This is a genomic window from Janibacter corallicola NBRC 107790 (assembly GCF_001570965.1).
Lineage (GTDB): Bacteria > Actinomycetota > Actinomycetes > Actinomycetales > Dermatophilaceae > Janibacter > Janibacter corallicola.
The window spans coordinates 19,583-35,348 of sequence record NZ_BCSR01000016.1; the positions used below are offsets into that span (position 1 = coordinate 19,583).

Sequence of the window (15,766 nt, forward strand, 5' to 3'; positions counted from 1 at the left end):
CGATAGCCTGCCGCGGGTGAGTCCGATGCGCGATGACCTGGGTCTGCTGCGCGAGCGACGCTTCGCCTCGCTCTTCGGCGCCCGGACCCTCTCGATGCTCGGGCTGGCCTTCGCCCCGGTGGCGCTGGCCTTCGGGGTGCTGGACCTCCCGGGCGGGGACGCCGGCACGCTCTCGCTCGTCGTCGCGTGCGAGGCGGTCCCCCACGTGCTCGGGCTGCTCCTCGGCGGCGTGGTCGCCGACCGGTACCCGCGCCGACTGGTGATGTTCGTCGGTGAGTGCCTCTCGCTCACCGGGTGGCTCGGCATCGGGACGATGCTGCTCCTCGGGTGGGCGCCGCTCGCGGCGCTGTGTGGCTTCGCGGTGCTCACCGGCCTCGCCGGTGCGGTCGTCTGGCCGGTGCTCTCGGGGATCGTGCCCGAGGTCGCACCACGGGACCGGCTGCAGCCGGCCAATGCCCTGCTCGCGGTGGGCGCCAACGTCGCCCGGATCACCGGGCTGGTCTCCGCGGGCGTGGTCGTCGTCCTCGTCGGGCCCGGGTGGGCGCTCGTCGGTGCCGCGATCGTCTACGCCGGGGCCGCCACCTTCGCCTGGCGGATCGGTGCCACCCCGAGACCCGGGCGCGACGGCGGCACGTCGGCCATCGGCGAGCTGCGCGAGGGCTGGCGGGAGTTCGCCTCCCGGGAGTGGTTGTGGGTCGTCGTGGCGCAGTTCGCGCTGCTCGTGCTCGCCTGGCAGGGGGCGCACACCGTCCTCGGCCCGGTCGTGGCCAAGGAGCACCTCGGCGGCGCGGGCGCGTGGTCGGCGATCCTCACCGGTGAGGCCGTCGGGATGCTCGTCGGCGTCGTCATCGCACTGCGGATCCGGCCCCGTCGTCCGATCCTCGTCGGGGTGCTGCTCACCGGGCTGACCGCGGTGCCGTACCTGCTCCTCGGGTTCGGTGCACCGCTGCCGGTGATCGTCCTCGGCGGCTTCCTCATGGGCCTGGGGATGGACGTCTTCAACGTGCTGTGGCAGACGGCGATGCAGCGGGAGGTCCCGCCCGAGGCGCTCTCCCGGGTCGCCTCCTACGACGCCTTCGGGTCGATGGTGCTCGGGCCGATCGGGGTGCTGCTCGCGGGCCCGGCGGCGACGGCCTTCGGCGCGCGGCCGGCACTGCTCGTCTGCTCCGGGGTCATCGTCCTCTCCTGCCTGCTCGCGCTGCTCTCCCGGGACGTGCGCACGCTGCGGGCACCGGAGCAGGTGGAGCCGGTCGCGGAGGGCGAGTTCGCCGCGCCGGTCGACCCCGCCACGTGAGGTCGGGAGGGGCTCCCCCTTCGTCCTAGGGTTGGGGCATGACCCACGTCGTCCGCCCCGACCGCCGCTACCACCCCGCCTACCTCGAGGCGGTCGACGAGATGGCCGGTGCCCACCGCGACGGGGACGGCGAGTGGGAGCAGTCGCCGGACGACGCCACCGGCTTCGCGGGGTACCGCTTCACGCGGGAGGGCCTCGAGGACCCGGCGGAGTTCGCCCGGCTGGTGCGCACCCGGCGGGCCGAGGAGCTGCCGGAGACCCCGCGCCCGAGCGGCCGCGTCCCGTGCACGTACCTGTGGATCGTCGACGAGGAGGACCAGTACGTCGGCTCGATCTCGCTGCGGCACGAGCTGACCGACTTCCTGCTGGAGCAGGGCGGGCACATCGGCTACTACGTGCGGCCCTCGGCGCGGCAGCAGGGGCACGCGGGCACGGCGCTGCGGCAGACCCTGGAGATGGCGCACGAGATGGGCCTGGAGCGGGTGCTCATCACCTGCGACGAGGACAACGCCGCCTCCCGCGCCGTCATCGAGGGTGCCGGCGGCGAGTACGAGGACTCGCGCGCCGGCAAGCGGCGCTACTGGGTCCCCACTCCCCCGTCGGACCAACCCTTCGGCGTCCGGCTGGTCTGACGGCTAGGCTCGGTGCATGTCGGCCGGGCAGCACGGCGAGGACGTCCACCTGGACGTGGGTGACCGGCGCGTGCGCATCTCCTCCCCCGACCGGGTCTACTTCCCCGCCCGCGGCGAGACGAAGCTGGACCTGGCGCACTACTACCTCGCGGTCGGCGACGGGATCCTCCGCGCGCTGCGGGATCGGCCGACGATGCTGCACCGCTTCCCGAAGGGGGTGGCCGGCCCCAAGGTGCACCAGAAGCGGCTGCCGAAGGGGGCACCGGACTGGGTCTCGACGGTCCGCCTGCACTTCCCCCGCTACGACCTGCACGCCGACGAGCTGTGCCCCACCGAGGTCGCCGAGATCATCTGGGCGGTGCAGATGTCCACCGTCGAGCTGCACCCGTGGAACGTCCGCCGCGCCGACGTCGACCGGCCCGACGAGTGGCGGATCGACCTCGACCCGATGCCGCAGACCCCCTTCGCCCGGGTGCGGCGGGTGGCCGGCGTCTGCCACGAGGTCCTCGACGAGCTCGGCATCACCGGGTACCCCAAGACCTCGGGCGGTTCCGGGCTGCACGTCTACGTGCGGATCGAGCCGCGGTGGGAGTTCGGCGACGTGCGAAGGGCGGCGCTCGCCTTCGCGCGGGAGGTGCAGCGGCGGGCGCCGCAGGACGTGACGACCGAGTGGTGGCGCAAGGACCGGGACCCGGCGGCGGTCTTCGTCGACTACAACCAGAACGCGCGCGACCACACCATCGCCGCCGCCTACTCCGTGCGCGGGAACGAGCACGGAACGGTGTCGACCCCGATCACGTGGGACGAGGTCTCCGACGTCGAACCGCGCGACTGCACGATCGCGACGGTGCCGGAGCGCTTCGCGCGGCTGGGTGATCTGCACGAGGGCATCGACGAGGTCGCCCACGACCTGACACCGCTGCTGGAGTGGGCGGGGCGCGACGAGGCGGACGCACCGCCCGAGCCCTAGCGGCGCAGCACGGCGTCCACCCAGTGGGTCAGGCCCGCGTCGTCCTCGACGGCATCCGGTGAGACATCGAGCCAGCTCGGCCCCATGTCCTTCTCCCCCATGAGAGCGACCTGGGCGTACCACGGTCCGGCCTCGCGCAGCAGCTCCTCGCTCTCGGACGGGTCGACGCGCACGAGTAGGCCGCCGCCACCGCGGCAGCCCAGGGCGATCGCCCCACCAACCATGAAGATCAGGGCCCCGAACATGCGCTTCTCCTCCCACTCGATCCCGCGGTCGGACAGCTCCGAGCGGACCCGGTTCGCCACCTCCTCGTCGATGGCCATGGGGTCAGCCTGCCAGCCGCCGTCGCCTGCTCGGCCCACGTGACGGCGGGCAGCGGCAGGATTTCGTCATACTGAGGAGGTGGCCACGATGGTTCGGAAGGTTGCCGTCACCTTGCCGGAGGAGTTGTACGACCTGATCGAGCGAGCCCGAGCAATCGAACACCGCAGTCGATCGGAAGTCGCCCAAGAGGCGTTGCGCACCCACTTCGGGGAACCTGTCTACCGCCCCACCGACCGCGAACGCCGCCAACTCCTCGAGGCACTCGAGGCAGACGCGTCCGACGCAAGCACCCGGCTCGACTGGGAGACGGTGCGTCGGCAACTGCACGCACGCGAGTGAGGATCCGCTTCACCCGCCACGCAGCCGCGGACCTGCACGATGCGGGCGATCACTACACCAGCATTGCCCCTGCACTGCGGGAACAGTTCCTCGCGGACGTCGATCTCGTCATGGAGCGGATCCACACCTTCCCCCACGGCGCCGCCCCGTAGCGGGCTATCCGGACCTGCGGCGAGCACGAATGCGCCGCTTCCCGTTCGTGGTCTTCCACCGAGTCGAGAACGCCTCCGACCTCGTGATCGTCCGAGTCCTCCACACCCGTCAGGACCAGAGCTCCGAGCTGTTGGCGTAGGTCGGTCCGAGCCACGGTCTATCGTGGCCGCGTGCCCGAGCCCGTCCTCCTCCCCCACCCGGTGACGGGGACCCCCTTCGCCTCGCCGGTGGAGCCGGGCACGGGGTGGCCGGACGACGCGGCCACCGCGGAGACTCCCGTCGCGCGGACCCCCGCGCAGGTGCGGCGGTTGGCGAAGGGGGCGCTCGGCCCCGAGGACCTCGGTGCCCGCATCTCGGTGTGCCGCGCCTGCCCACGCCTCGTCGCCTGGCGGGAGGAGGTCGCCACGACCAAGCGGGCCGCCTTCGCGGGCGAGCCCTACTGGGGCAGACCGGTGCCCGCCGTCGGGCCGGTGGACGCCCCGGTCGTCATCGTCGGACTGGCCCCCGCGGCACACGGCGCGAACCGGACCGGGCGCAACTTCACCGGGGACCGCTCCGGTGACTGGCTCTACGGCGCCCTGCACCGTGCGGGCTACGCCAGCCAGCCCGAGTCGTGGGCCGCGGGCGACGGGCTCGAGCTGACCGGGGCGCGGATCATCGCGCCCGTGCGCTGCGCCCCGCCGCAGAACAAGCCGACCACCGAGGAGAAGCGCACCTGCGCCCCCTGGCTCGACGCCGACCTCGCCCTCAGCGCACCGCACGTGCGCTCGATCATGTGCCTCGGCTCGATCGGCTGGGACACGACGATCGCCGGGGTGCGCCACGCCGGCTGGGAGGTGCCGCGGCCCAAGCCGAAGTTCGGGCACGGCGCCCGCGCGACACTGCGCACCCCCGAGGGCCGCGAGGTCGCCCTCGTCGGCTGCTACCACGTCAGCCAGCAGAACACCTTCACCGGCAAGCTCACCCAGGAGATGCTCGATCAGGTCATCGCCTCGCTGTGACCACGGCCATATGGTGAGTGCATGACCACCACCACTGCCCTCGTCGTCCCACGGCACGGAGGACCGGAGGTCCTCACCCTCGAGGAGCGCGAGGTCCCCTCGCCCGGGCCGGGTGAGGCCCTCGTCGAGGTCGCCGCGGCGGGGGTGAACTTCATTGATGCCTACCAGCGCGAGGGCATCTACCCGACCGATCCGCCGTACGTGCAGGGCTTCGAGGCCGCGGGGACGGTGCGCGAGGTCGGCGAGGGAGCGGCCGTCACCGTGGGCGACCGCGTCGCGTGGTCGATGACGCTCGGTCTGCACGCCGGGATGGTCCTCGCCGACTCCCGGGCGCTGCTGCCGGTGCCCGACGGCGTCGACCTGGAGACCGCGGCCGCCGCGACGCTGCAGGGCATGACCGCCCATGCCCTGGTCACGGACGTGCACCGCGTCGAGGAGGGCACGGTCGCCCTCGTGCACGCGGCCGCCGGCGGGGTCGGCCAGCTGCTGACCCAGATGATCGTGAACCGCGGTGGCCACGTCGTCGCGACCGCCGGGTCGCACGCCAAGCTGGAGATCGCCCGCTCCCGCGGCGCCGCCGAGACGATCGACTACGCCGAGACCGAGGACCTGGCCGGGGCCGTGCGCGAGGCCGCCGAGCGTCTCGGCGCGAAGGGGGTCGACGTCGCCTACGACGGCGTCGGGAAGGCCACCTTCGACGACTCCCTCGCCTCGCTGCGCCCCCGCGGGACCATGGTCCTCTTCGGCGGTGCGTCCGGGCAGGTGCCCCCCTTCGACCTGCAGCGCCTGAACTCCGGGGGCTCCCTCTTCGTCACCCGACCCAGCCTCGCGCACTTCATCGCCGAGCGGGAGGAGCTGATGCTGCGCGGACGGGAGCTCTTTGACGACATCGACGCCGGGCGGGTCGACGTCGCGATCGGTGGGCGGTACCCCTTCGCCGAGGCGGCCGAGGCCTACCGGGCGCTGGAAGGCCGGCAGTCGACGGGCAAGCTGCTGCTCATCCCCTGACCTTCAGCACGTCGCACGGCAGTTCGGCCCGCTCGGTACGAGAACATGGGCCGGAGCGCGCGTCGAACCGGCGAACTGCCGCACGGAGTGCCCCTGTGGACAACGCGGAGCACGACGCGGCGAAGGTCGGCAGGGTGTCGGGATGACCATCGCGACCCTCATCATCGCCCAGCACGCAGGCGCAGCCACGCGTCAGGACCTGCTGGAGGTGATGACCCGGCACGCGCTGGACGCAGCGCTGCGCTCCGGCGAGATCGTGCGACCCCGCCGCGGGACCTACACGCTGCCCATCGAGGACGAGGCCCTGGCCACTGCCGCCGAGCTGGGGGTGCTCCTCAGCCACCGGACTGCAGCGCTCCACCACGGCTGGGGCGTGCTGCATCCACCGGACGAGCCCGAGATGGTGGCCGACCGCCACCGCCGGATCCCTCGGAGGCCCCGCTGCACCGTGCGCTACCGGGACCTGACCGGGCACCCGGACGAGGGGCCCGCGACCACCCCGATGCGGACGGTCATCGACAGCGCCCGCGATCTCGACCTCCCCGAGTCGCTGGCGGTCGCGGACTCCGCCCTCCGCGCGGGCCACGTGACCACTGACGAGCTGTCTCGAGCGATCCCTTCCCTCCCGAGAACCGGCAGGGCTCGAGCCACCCTCGCGCTGGAGGAGGCCACGTCGCTGGCGGCCAACCCCTTCGAGTCGGGGCTGCGGGCCCTCGCGATCGGGGCGAGCGGGAGGATCTGGCAGGCGCAGGCCGAGGTCCGACTGCGCGGCGGCGCAGTGCGGCACGCGGACGTCGGCTGCCCCGAGCTGCGGATCGCTCTGGAGGCGGACAGCCACGAGTTCCACAAGACCCGGGCAGACGTGCGCCGCGATTGCCGCCGCTACGACGAGATGATCCTCGCCGGGTGGCTCGTGCTCCGCTTCGCGTGGGAGCACGTGATGTTCGACCCCGACTGGGTCATGGAGGTCATCGCCTGGGTGGTCCGTCAGCGAGCCGGCATGTCGCACTGCGGTTCGCTCTCGCTGCCACGAGGAATGGCGGTTCCATCGACGGTCAGCGCCTGAACTGCCGTGCGAAGTGCACGGCTGCCACGCCGTGACGCGGACGTCAGCTCACCACAGGAAGGCGATGGCGGCGTTGACGACCGCGAGCCCGGCGGCGGTCCAGGCGAGCGCCGTGCCGTTCTCCCCGCGCTTGTCCTTGGCGTTGCCGATCTCGGCGCAGGCGAGCACGGCGATCATGACGACGAGCTTGGTGCCGATCTTCGCGTGGTTGACCGGGTCGTCACCGGCCTCGGCGATGCCCGTGAGGAGCAGACCGAGGATCAGCTGCGCACGGGCCGCCCACGCCTGGACACGGTGGCCGCTCCCGGGGATCGGCGGGCTGATGACGATGGCGATCATCGCGATCATGTGCAGGACGTAGAGGACGATGCGCAGGGTCTCCATGACTGCCAACCGTAGGCGAGCCGCTCACGCCCCCACGAATCGCACTGCGGGGGCGATCATCCCCGTCTGCGGCAGCGACGACACCTCGTCGAACGGGACCCACGCCGCCTCACCGGTGGACCCGTCGACCTCGGTGACGCGGGCCGGCCGCGGGTGCGGGCACCGCGCCCGGTGGATGAGCCGCACCGCGTGGAAGTCCTCGCCCTCACCGGCCCAGTGCGCGGTCTGCACCTGCACGAGCCCCTCGACGAGGACCTCCTGCCCGGCCTCCTCCCACACCTCGCGGACCGTGGCCTCGACGGGCCCCTCACCCGGCTCGACGCCCCCGCCCGGCAGCGTCCACAGACCGCCGACCCCGGGCACGTGCCCGGCCAGTCGGGACAGCAGCAGGCACCCCCGATCGACGACGAGTGCGTAGGCGCCGAGACGCTGCTGTCGCGGGCCGGTCGGCTCCGGCGGCGTGACCGCGACGGGTTCGCCGACCTCCCGCACCTCATAGCGCACGGCCACCCGACCGTGCCCGTCCCGCCCCGACCCCACCGGCTCGCCGACCAGACCGTGGGCGGCGAGCACGTCCGTCGGGTCCAGCCCGTGCGGCAGCGGCCAGGAGCGCCGGCCGTCGGTGATCACCACGTCCGTCATGCCCCGGCCCTCCCGTACTCGGCGAGCACCTGCCCGATCACCCGGTCCCAGGTCTGCGCCGGTGGCGTACTCACGTTGTGCCGGGCCAGCCGGTCGCGCAGCGTCCGGTCGGCGACGAACCGCACGAGTGCATCGACGAGCCCGTCGTCATCGCCGGCGAGCAGCCCGGACACCCCGTGGGTCACGACGTCCGCCGTGCCGGAGTCCGCCCGGGCGATCACCGGCAGTCCGGCGGTGCGCGCCTCCAACGCCGCGATGCCGAAGGCCTCCAGCCGCGTCGCCGAGACGAAGCCGTCGGCCTCCCGATGCATCCGCGCCACCACGGCGCGCTCCACCCGACCCCGCAGCACCACTGTCCCCTCCAGCCCCAGCGCACGGATCCTGCTGCGCAGCAAGGGTTCCAGCGGCCCACCACCGAGGACCTCGAGCGAGAACGCGCCCTCCCCCAGCCGACCCCGGGCCCGCGCGACGACGTCCAGCAGCCCCAGGACACGCTTGCGGGGAGCAAGCCGGGTGACCGCGACCAGCCGCACCGGTCGCGAGGCACCACGCACCGGACCGACCGGCCAGTCCAGCGGATCGATCCCGTTGGGCAGCACCGCGACCCGGGCGCCGTCGGCGGCGCGGGCGACACCCTGCGCCGCCACCGCGGAGACCGCCGACAGCACGGCGCCCCGGCGCACCCACCGACGCACCCACGGCGCCTGCAGCGGCGCGGTCCGGTCCAGCAGGCAGTGCCAGGTCAACGCGGTCGGCAGCCCGACCCGTGTGGCCACCCCCGCCGTGTCCCAGGCGAAGGGGGACACCACCCCCACGTGCACGTGCGCCACGTCGAAGCCGCCCTCGACCAACCGGCGGGTCACCTCCGGCACCGCCCACGGGTTCACCGGCACCCCCACCGCGGGAGGCAGAGCCATGCGGTGCACCGGCACTCCGCCGACCACGTCGATGGCGCCGGCGTGCTCCCCCTTCGCCCCCGGTGTCGCGGTGAAGACCTCCGTCTCGTGGCCCGCGCGGCGCAACCGGGCCGCGAGGTCGCCCACCTGCGACTCGATCCCACCGGTGCGCGGCGGGTAGCAGTCCGAGAGCATGGCGACCTTCACGGCTCCAAGGGTGTCACGGGGTCGTGTGCCATCCTGAGCGCCGTGGCCGAGCACCCGCAGACTCTCGTGGTCTTCCACGCCCATCCCGACGACGAGGCACTGCTGACCGCCGGGACCATGGCTGCTGCCGCCGCCCGCGGCCACCGGGTCGTGCTCGTCGTCGCCACCGACGGTGCCCTCGGCCTGGCCGACGAGTCCGCCCACGGCGCGAAGGGGGACGCCCTGGCCGCGACGAGGAGCCGGGAGCTGGCCGCGAGCGCCGCCGCGCTCGGCGTGGCCCGGACCGTGCGACTCGGTTACGCCGATAGCGGCTCGGGTCCCGAGGTCTTCCCGGACCCGCCGGGTGGCCGGCGCTTCGTGCGGGTGCCGGTCGACGAGGCCGCTCGGGCGCTCGCGACGGTGCTGCTCGAGGAGTCGGCGGACGTGCTCACGACCTACGACCCGGCTGGTGGCTACGGGCACCGCGACCACGTGCGGGTGCACGAGGTCGGCGCCCGCGCAGCGGAGCTTGCTCGCGAGCAGGGCAGGGACGTCCGCGTGCTGTGGGCGACCGTCCCGCGCGAGCTCATCGGACGCGGGATCGATCTGGCGATGAAGGTCTACCGCTTCCCGCCGGACTTCGACCGCTCCTCCTTCGACACCGCCTACTCACCGCGCAGCCGGATCACCCACCGGGTCCCGGTGCGGCGCCACGCCCGGGCGAAGCGCGCGGCGATGCGTGCCCACGCGAGCCAGGCCTCCGGCGGCGAGGGGGACCGCACTCTCGGGGTCCTCTCCCGCCTGCCGTGGCCGCTCTTCGGTCTCGTCCTCGGCCGGGAGTGGTTCGTCGAGCCGGGGGCGGAGCGGACCGGCCACCCCGCCACGGACGTCTTCGAGGTGGCGACATGAGCGCACCCACCCGCCGTTGGGCCCGCCCGCTGCAGGTCGTCCTCGGGCTCGGGCTGGCCGTCGTGCTGCTCGTGTGGGGTCTGCCCTTCTTCGCCCAGACCTCGTGGAGCGAGGTCTTCGCCGTGCTGGGGCGGGTCACGGGGTGGCAGCTGGCGCTCTTCCTCGTCCTCGAGGTGCTCGGGCTGTACTCCTACACCTTCGTCATGACCGGCGCGATGCCGGGACTGAGCCACACCCGCGCGCTCGTCCTCAACGTGTGCGGCTCCTCCGTCTCGAACATGCTGCCCGGCGGTGGTGCGGTCGGCCTGGCCGCGACCTACTCGATCGCCCGGTCCTGGGGCTTCGATCTCGCCCGCGTGACGACGATGGCCGTCGTCACGGGGGTCTGGAACGTCCTCGCCCGGGTCGTGCTGCCGGTCATCGCCGTGGCCGGCCTGTCCCTGAGCGCGAACGACCTGCCCGCCTCCATGCGCGACGCCGCCTGGGCCGCGATCGGATCCGGCCTCGTCGTCGTGGTGGTCGCCACCCTGGCGACGGTCAGCGACCGCGGGTCGCACGTGGTCGGCGGCCTCGTCGACCGCGGCGTGCGGGTGCTGCGCCCCGGGCACACCGACGGCGCGACCCGGGCGCTGGTCCGGCTGCGGCGACAGACCGCCGAGACGGTGCGCACCGGGTGGCTTCCCATGACCCTCGGGATGGCCGGCTTCTTCGGGATCTACTACCTGCTCTTCGTGCTGTGCACTGCCGTGACCGGGGTGGAGCTCTCGCACGGGCAGCTCTTCGCCGCGTACGCCCTGGGGCGCCTGCTCACCGCCGTCGGCGTCACCCCGGGGGGCCTGGGCGTGACGGAGGCCGGCACGACGGCGGCGCTGGTCGCGTGGGGCGCCGACCCGGCCTCGGCACTGGCGGGAGTGGTGATCTTCTCGATCTTCAGCCACCTCATGGAGGTGCCGCTCGGCGCGCTCGGGTGGCTGGCGTGGAGCGTGATGCCCCGCGCGAGTGAGCGGGAGGTCGCCCGGGTCGAGAGCTGAGTCGCCGTCAGCCCAGCAGCCGTGCGATCTGCCGGGTCCGGGCCTGCCGGGCGACCTCGTCGTCCAGCGGCTCCGGCTCGAATTCCCGCCCGGTGCTGGCCTCGGCGGCCCACCCGATGAGCGCGTCGGCGACGGCAGGGTTCGCCGGCAGGATCGGGCCGTGCAGGTAGGAGCCGATGGCGTGGCCGGTGATCGCCCCCTCGGTCCCGTCGCTGCCGTCGTTGCCCCGCCCGTGCCGGACCGTGCCGAAGGGGGCCTGCCCCGCCCCGCGCGTGGTGGCACCGGAGTGGTTCTCGTAGCCGACGACGTCCCCGAAGTCGGTGCTGAGCACGATCGGCCCGATCATCCGCTCCTCGCCGCCCAGGGTGGTCACGTCGAAGAGCCCCAGCCCGGGCAGCTGCCGCCCGCCCACGGTGGTGAAGGTCTGCCCGAGCAGCTGGTACATGCCGCAGATCATCAGCATCGCCACGCCGTCGTCGGCGAGGGAGCGCAGCCGGTCGCCGACCCGTGCCAGGTCCTCCTCGACGGTGACCTGGCCGGAGTCCTGGCCACCGCCACCGACGAGGAGGTGGACCTGCTCGGGCAGCTCGTCGCCGGGGTGGTGCTGGTGGACGACGGGTGCGTACCCGTGCCGCCGGATCCGCGCCGCGAGGCAGCGGGTGTTGCCCAGGTCGCCGTAGATGCTCATCTCGCGGGGGTACATGTGCACGAGGTGGATCTCGCCCTTGCCCTCCCGGCCGGGTCGGGCCGGTCGGTCGGAGCGCTCCGGCTCGCCGAGGATGGTCACGTCACGGGCGTCGTTCACGCATCCGCTCCCTTCGTCCCGGGGGCGTCGACGCCCATCTCCGGCAGGTCGTAGCGCTCCCCCAGCAGACGGCGGAGGGTGAGCATGGCGGTGTAGCTGGTGAAGATCCGCTTCGGCTCCCCGCGGTGCTCGGCGAGGAAGCGCTCCAGCGCGGCCGCGAGGTCGACCTCGGTCCCACCGACCGGCACGTCGTCGTAGTCCAGGCGCAGTGCCATGTCCCAGCCGCGGACGCCGCTGGTGAGGGCGACCCCCTTCTCCCGCAGCGACTCGAAGCTGACGTCGTAGAGCCAGGAGACGTCGCGACCGTCGGCGTAGTCGTCGTTGATGGCGATCATCGTCGCGGCCGGCGTGGACTCGTAGGTGCCGAGGGCCACGGTGAAGCCTGCGGGGTTCTTCACGAGCACCAGCTCCAGCGGCGTCCCGTCGACGTCGATCACCTCACCCCGGCCGAAGGGGGGCGCCACCGTGCGCAGCGCCTGCTCGGCGGCGGCGACGTCGAAGGCCCCACCGAGGAGCATCCGGGCGGTGGCGGTGGCGGCCGTGGCGTTGATCATCGCGGCGAGACCACGCTGGCGGAGGGTGACCGGGCCGACGGCGTCGGGGCCGAGGCGCACGACCAGCTGCGTGTCGTCGACGGGGTCGAGCAGCGCGTCGCCGAGTCCGGCGGGCGGCGGGCTCCAGTCCTCGTGGGCCCGGGCGTCGTGCTCCTGGAGCTCCTCGATCCGGTGGCCGACGGACTCCCCGAGCCCGAACCAGCCGACGCCGATGCCCGCGCCGAGCGTCGAGGCGATGCGGTTGACGTAGGGGTCGTCGCGGTTGAGCACGACCCCCTTCGTCGTCATGGAGGCGAGGGTGGTGAGCAGGCCGGCGGTCTGGTCGATCTCGGCGAAACGGTCCAGCTGGTCCCGGGCGACGTTGAGCAGCAGCGCGTGGGTCGGCGCGACCGCCCGGCCGAAGTGCAGGGCGTGGGCCTCGTCGAGCTCGAGGATCGCGATGTCGGCGTCCAGCCCTCCTGAGCGCCCCGACAGCTCCGGCAGCATCGCGGAGATGACCCCGCGGGTGAAGTTGCTGCCGGTGGGGTTGGTGAAGACCCGCTTGCCGTGGGCGCGCATGATCGCGACGAGCATCTTCGTCGTCGTCGTCTTGCCGTTGGTCCCGGAGACGACGACGATCCCGTCCGGCATCCCGCCGAGGGTGTTCCCGAGGAAGCCGGGGTCGATCTTCTCCGCCACGAGGCCGGGCAGCGCCGAGCCCCCGGACCCGCCACCGCGCAGTCGGGCAGCACGGCGGGCGGCCTTGCCGGCCAGGGCGGCGATCGTGGTTCTCAGCACCGGATCACCCTAACCGCCGGGCGGGTCGCTCCCGTGTCTCGGCCGCCCGCAGAGGCTATCCGCGGTCCGCGTACTCGCTGCTGCGCTCCTGGTCGGTGCGCGCGGCGACCTCGTCCATGACCGCGTCGGTGATCACGCGGTGCAGGCGGGCCTTGACGTGCTCCCGGCGAAGGGGGGCGACGTCCACCGGCGGGCCGAAGCGCACCGTGACCCGGTACGGTCGCCACCCCTTGGAGCCGACCGGCTGGACCCGCTCGGTCCCGGTGACGGCGCACGGGACCACGGGCGCCTCGGTGCTCACGACGAGGCGACCCACGCCGGTACGGCCCTTGTGCAGTCGGCCGTCGCGGCTGCGCGTGCCCTCGGGGTAGATGCCGAAGGCGCCTCCGGAGAGGACGTGCGCCTCGGCCAGCTCGAGGGACCGGGCGGCGGCGCGGGGATCCTCGCGGTCGACGGGGATCATGCCGCCGAACTCGCCGAACCAGAGCCGCTTTGCCCAGCCGGTCAGCCCGTCGCCCTCGATGTACTCCGCCTTGCCGAGGAAGCCGACCTTGCGGCCGGCCGCGAGCGGGATGACCATCGAGTCCACGAAGCTGCGGTGGTTGCTGGCGATGATGAGCGGTCCGGTGGCCGGCACGTGCTCCCGCCCCTCCACCGTGAGGCGCAGGTAGGCGCGCAGCGGCGGTCCGACGAGGACCCTGCGCAGGAGCCACTCGCCGACTCTGGTCGCGGGGCTGCTTGGCACGTGGCCAGCGTAACCGGCGCTACCGTCGTGCCCGTGACCGTCTCACCGCAGCCCTCGGCCCCCGCCGGACACGGCACGCTGGCCCTCACCGTGCAGGGCGGCGCCCTCACCTCCGGCTTCTTCACCCCGAGGGTGCACGTGGACGGGTACCCGGTGCCGGTCGCCTTCGGCACGACCCCGATCCCGCTCGTGCCCGGGCGCCACCGCGTGGACGTGCACACCTGGTGGCTGCTGCGCTACGGGGAGGCGACCATCGAGGTCGACGTCGCGCCGGGCGGGGTCGTCCCGGTCTTCTACGCGGTCCCGTGGCACCAGTTCTCGCCCGGGTCGATCGGGCACATCCCGCAGCAGCGCAAGGGGGGCCGGGCGGTCGCGGTCTACTTCGGCTGCATCCTCGCACTCGTGGTCGCCATCGTCTGCGGCCTCGGGCTGATGGCGATCGCCATCAGCTGACTACTCCCACTCGATGGTGCCCGGGGGCTTGCTCGTCACGTCGAGGGTCACCCGGTTGACCTCCTCGACCTCGTTGGTGATCCGGGTCGAGATCCGGGAGAGGACGTCGTAGGGCACCCGGGTCCAGTCGGCCGTCATCGCGTCCTCGGAGGAGACCGGGCGCAGCACGACCGGGTGGCCGTAGGTGCGCCCGTCGCCCTGCACGCCCACGGAACGCACGTCGGCGAGCAGCACCACCGGACACTGCCAGATGTCCTTGTCCAGCCCGGCAGCGGTCAGCTCCTCGCGGGCGATGGCATCTGCCCGGCGCAGGATCGCCAGGTTGTCCTCGGTCACCTCGCCGATGATCCGGATGCCGAGGCCGGGGCCGGGGAAGGGCTGCCGGTCCACGATCGCGTCCGGGACGCCCAGCTCGCGGCCGACCTGGCGGACCTCGTCCTTGAAGAGCGCCCGCAGCGGCTCGATGAGCTTGAACTGCAGGTCCTCGGGCAGCCCGCCGACGTTGTGGTGGGACTTGATGTTCGCGGCGCCGCTGCCGCCGCCGGACTCGACGACGTCCGGGTAGAGGGTGCCCTGGACGAGCCACTTGACGGGGTGGCCCCGGTCGTCGCCGTCTCCGACGACGTCGCGGGCGGCCTGCTCGAAGACCCGGATGAACTCGCGGCCGATGATCTTGCGCTTCTGCTCGGGGTCGGTGACTCCGGCGAGCTCGCCCAGGAAGCGGTCCTGGGCGTCGACGACGACGAGGTTGACCCCGGTCGCCGCCACGAACTCCCGCTGGACCTGCTCGGCCTCGCCCTCTCGCAGCAGCCCGTGGTCGACGAAGACGCAGGTCAGCTGCTCCCCCACGGCGCGCTGGACGAGCGCGGCCGCGACGGAGGAGTCGACCCCGCCGGAGAGGGCGCACAGCACCCGGTCCTCACCGACGGTCTCGCGGATCAGCGCGACCTGCTCGTCGATGACGTTGTCGGGGGTCCAGTCCGGTGTGAGACCGGCGCCGCGGCGCAGGAAGTTCTCCAGCACCGGCTGCCCGAAGGTGGAGTGCATGACCTCGGGGTGCCACTGCACGCCGTAGAGCCGGCGCTCGTCGTCCTCGAAGGCGGCGACCGGCGCGCCGGACGTCGTGGCGGTGACGCGCATGCCCGCCGGGGCCTCGCTCACCGAGTCGCCGTGGCTCATCCAGACCGACTGCGCCTCGGGCTGGCCGTTGAAGAGGGTGGACTCCCGGTCCGCGATGCGCGCCTGGGTGGACCCGTACTCGCGCAGGCCGGTCCGCTCGACGGTGCCACCGAGGGCGCGGACCATCGACTGGAAGCCGTAGCACATGCCGAAGACCGGGACCCCCGCCTCGAGCAGGGCCGGGTCGAGCTCCGGCGCGTCCTCGGCGTAGACCGAGCTGGGGCCCCCGGAGAGGATGATCGCCGCGGGCTTCCTGGCGAGCATCTCGGCGACGGGCGTCTCGTACGGCACGACCTCGCTGTAGATGTTCGCCTCACGCACGCGGCGGGCGATGAGCTGGGCGTACTGCGCTCCGTAGTCGACGACGAGGACTGGCGCGGTCTTCAGCGTTTCCGTCACGAGCACAGGGTACGTGCCT

General features: G+C 73.2%; 20 protein-coding genes. 12 read left to right on the forward strand and 8 right to left on the reverse strand.

Annotated elements, in window-relative coordinates; translation table 11 throughout:
- Window positions 1-25: 25 nt before the first annotated feature.
- Genes JCO01S_RS07915 through ligD form a run of 3 tightly spaced genes read left to right on the forward strand, consistent with a single transcriptional unit; the run spans window position 26 to window position 2,896 of the window.
- Window positions 26-1,294 (forward strand): MFS transporter, encoded by a 1,269-nt coding sequence (locus tag JCO01S_RS07915; protein WP_068253428.1) that lies wholly within the window; start codon window positions 26-28, stop codon window positions 1,292-1,294.
- Between the two features lie 38 nt (window positions 1,295-1,332).
- On the forward strand, window positions 1,333-1,926 hold the full coding sequence (locus tag JCO01S_RS07920; RefSeq protein ID WP_068253433.1) for a GNAT family N-acetyltransferase: 594 nt from the start codon (window positions 1,333-1,335) through the stop codon (window positions 1,924-1,926).
- 16 nt (window positions 1,927-1,942) lie between these two features.
- The gene (gene ligD, locus JCO01S_RS07925; protein WP_068253436.1) at window positions 1,943-2,896 is read left to right on the forward strand and encodes a non-homologous end-joining DNA ligase; all 954 of its coding nucleotides are present in this window, start codon (window positions 1,943-1,945) and stop codon (window positions 2,894-2,896) included.
- On the opposite strand, the gene JCO01S_RS07930 is transcribed toward ligD, so the two are convergent.
- Window positions 2,893-3,219 (reverse strand): TfoX/Sxy family protein, encoded by a 327-nt coding sequence (locus JCO01S_RS07930; protein ID WP_068253439.1) that lies wholly within the window; start codon window positions 3,217-3,219, stop codon window positions 2,893-2,895. The two genes, ligD and JCO01S_RS07930, sit on opposite strands and share 4 nt — an antisense overlap.
- 79 nt (window positions 3,220-3,298) lie before the next feature.
- On the opposite strand from JCO01S_RS07930, the gene JCO01S_RS07935 reads away from it, so the two are divergent.
- From JCO01S_RS07935 to JCO01S_RS07950, 6 genes are all read left to right on the forward strand, one after another.
- Complete coding sequence (locus JCO01S_RS07935) at window positions 3,299-3,559, forward strand: ribbon-helix-helix protein, CopG family (protein ID WP_068253441.1); 261 nt, start codon at window positions 3,299-3,301, stop codon at window positions 3,557-3,559.
- Window positions 3,556-3,711 (forward strand): type II toxin-antitoxin system RelE/ParE family toxin, encoded by a 156-nt coding sequence (locus JCO01S_RS15895; protein ID WP_169796913.1) that lies wholly within the window; start codon window positions 3,556-3,558, stop codon window positions 3,709-3,711. Before JCO01S_RS07935 ends, JCO01S_RS15895 begins: the two co-directional genes overlap by 4 nt.
- 29 nt (window positions 3,712-3,740) lie before the next feature.
- A complete protein-coding gene (locus JCO01S_RS16425; RefSeq protein ID WP_369407286.1) occupies window positions 3,741-3,851 on the forward strand; it encodes a hypothetical protein in 111 nt (36 codons plus the stop codon).
- A 31-nt stretch (window positions 3,852-3,882) separates the two neighbouring features.
- Window positions 3,883-4,713: a uracil-DNA glycosylase gene (locus JCO01S_RS07940; protein WP_068253443.1), complete on the forward strand. Its 831-nt coding sequence runs from the start codon at window positions 3,883-3,885 to the stop codon at window positions 4,711-4,713.
- Between the two features lie 21 nt (window positions 4,714-4,734).
- Window positions 4,735-5,721: a quinone oxidoreductase family protein gene (locus JCO01S_RS07945; protein ID WP_068253447.1), complete on the forward strand. Its 987-nt coding sequence runs from the start codon at window positions 4,735-4,737 to the stop codon at window positions 5,719-5,721.
- Window positions 5,722-5,863: 142 nt separating this feature from the next.
- Window positions 5,864-6,787: a type IV toxin-antitoxin system AbiEi family antitoxin domain-containing protein gene (locus JCO01S_RS07950; protein WP_068253450.1), complete on the forward strand. Its 924-nt coding sequence runs from the start codon at window positions 5,864-5,866 to the stop codon at window positions 6,785-6,787.
- Window positions 6,788-6,835: 48 nt separating this feature from the next.
- On the opposite strand, the gene JCO01S_RS07955 is transcribed toward JCO01S_RS07950, so the two are convergent.
- The 3 genes from JCO01S_RS07955 to JCO01S_RS07965 are packed head-to-tail and all read right to left on the reverse strand — an operon-like array spanning window position 6,836 to window position 8,916.
- The gene (locus JCO01S_RS07955; RefSeq protein ID WP_068253453.1) at window positions 6,836-7,171 is read right to left on the reverse strand and encodes a hypothetical protein; all 336 of its coding nucleotides are present in this window, start codon (window positions 7,169-7,171) and stop codon (window positions 6,836-6,838) included.
- Between the two features lie 24 nt (window positions 7,172-7,195).
- Window positions 7,196-7,813, reverse strand: coding sequence for an NUDIX hydrolase (locus JCO01S_RS07960; protein WP_068253456.1), 618 nt, complete (start codon window positions 7,811-7,813; stop codon window positions 7,196-7,198).
- Window positions 7,810-8,916 (reverse strand): glycosyltransferase family 4 protein, encoded by a 1,107-nt coding sequence (locus JCO01S_RS07965; protein WP_068253460.1) that lies wholly within the window; start codon window positions 8,914-8,916, stop codon window positions 7,810-7,812. Before JCO01S_RS07965 ends, JCO01S_RS07960 begins: the two co-directional genes overlap by 4 nt.
- A 42-nt stretch (window positions 8,917-8,958) precedes the next feature.
- On the opposite strand from JCO01S_RS07965, the gene JCO01S_RS07970 reads away from it, so the two are divergent.
- Together JCO01S_RS07970 and JCO01S_RS07975 are read left to right on the forward strand one after the other, a co-directional pair.
- Complete coding sequence (locus tag JCO01S_RS07970) at window positions 8,959-9,804, forward strand: PIG-L deacetylase family protein (protein WP_218002247.1); 846 nt, start codon at window positions 8,959-8,961, stop codon at window positions 9,802-9,804.
- Window positions 9,801-10,835 (forward strand): lysylphosphatidylglycerol synthase transmembrane domain-containing protein, encoded by a 1,035-nt coding sequence (locus JCO01S_RS07975; RefSeq protein WP_068253463.1) that lies wholly within the window; start codon window positions 9,801-9,803, stop codon window positions 10,833-10,835. Before JCO01S_RS07970 ends, JCO01S_RS07975 begins: the two co-directional genes overlap by 4 nt.
- Window positions 10,836-10,842: 7 nt before the next feature.
- On the opposite strand, the gene JCO01S_RS07980 is transcribed toward JCO01S_RS07975, so the two are convergent.
- Genes JCO01S_RS07980 through JCO01S_RS07990 form a run of 3 tightly spaced genes read right to left on the reverse strand, consistent with a single transcriptional unit; the run spans window position 10,843 to window position 13,716 of the window.
- Window positions 10,843-11,640, reverse strand: coding sequence for a type 1 glutamine amidotransferase (locus JCO01S_RS07980; RefSeq protein WP_245634368.1), 798 nt, complete (start codon window positions 11,638-11,640; stop codon window positions 10,843-10,845).
- The gene (locus JCO01S_RS07985; protein WP_068253465.1) at window positions 11,637-12,971 is read right to left on the reverse strand and encodes a Mur ligase family protein; all 1,335 of its coding nucleotides are present in this window, start codon (window positions 12,969-12,971) and stop codon (window positions 11,637-11,639) included. Before JCO01S_RS07985 ends, JCO01S_RS07980 begins: the two co-directional genes overlap by 4 nt.
- Before the next feature lie 55 nt (window positions 12,972-13,026).
- Complete coding sequence (locus tag JCO01S_RS07990) at window positions 13,027-13,716, reverse strand: lysophospholipid acyltransferase family protein (RefSeq protein ID WP_068253467.1); 690 nt, start codon at window positions 13,714-13,716, stop codon at window positions 13,027-13,029.
- Between the two features lie 33 nt (window positions 13,717-13,749).
- Here JCO01S_RS07990 and JCO01S_RS07995 point away from each other — a divergent pair, with 33 nt between their 5' ends.
- Window positions 13,750-14,169: a hypothetical protein gene (locus tag JCO01S_RS07995; protein ID WP_068253469.1), complete on the forward strand. Its 420-nt coding sequence runs from the start codon at window positions 13,750-13,752 to the stop codon at window positions 14,167-14,169.
- On the opposite strand, the gene guaA is transcribed toward JCO01S_RS07995, so the two are convergent.
- Window positions 14,170-15,747, reverse strand: a complete 1,578-nt coding sequence (guaA, locus tag JCO01S_RS08000; RefSeq protein ID WP_068253539.1) for a glutamine-hydrolyzing GMP synthase — start codon at window positions 15,745-15,747, stop codon at window positions 14,170-14,172.
- Window positions 15,748-15,766 lie beyond the last annotated feature (19 nt).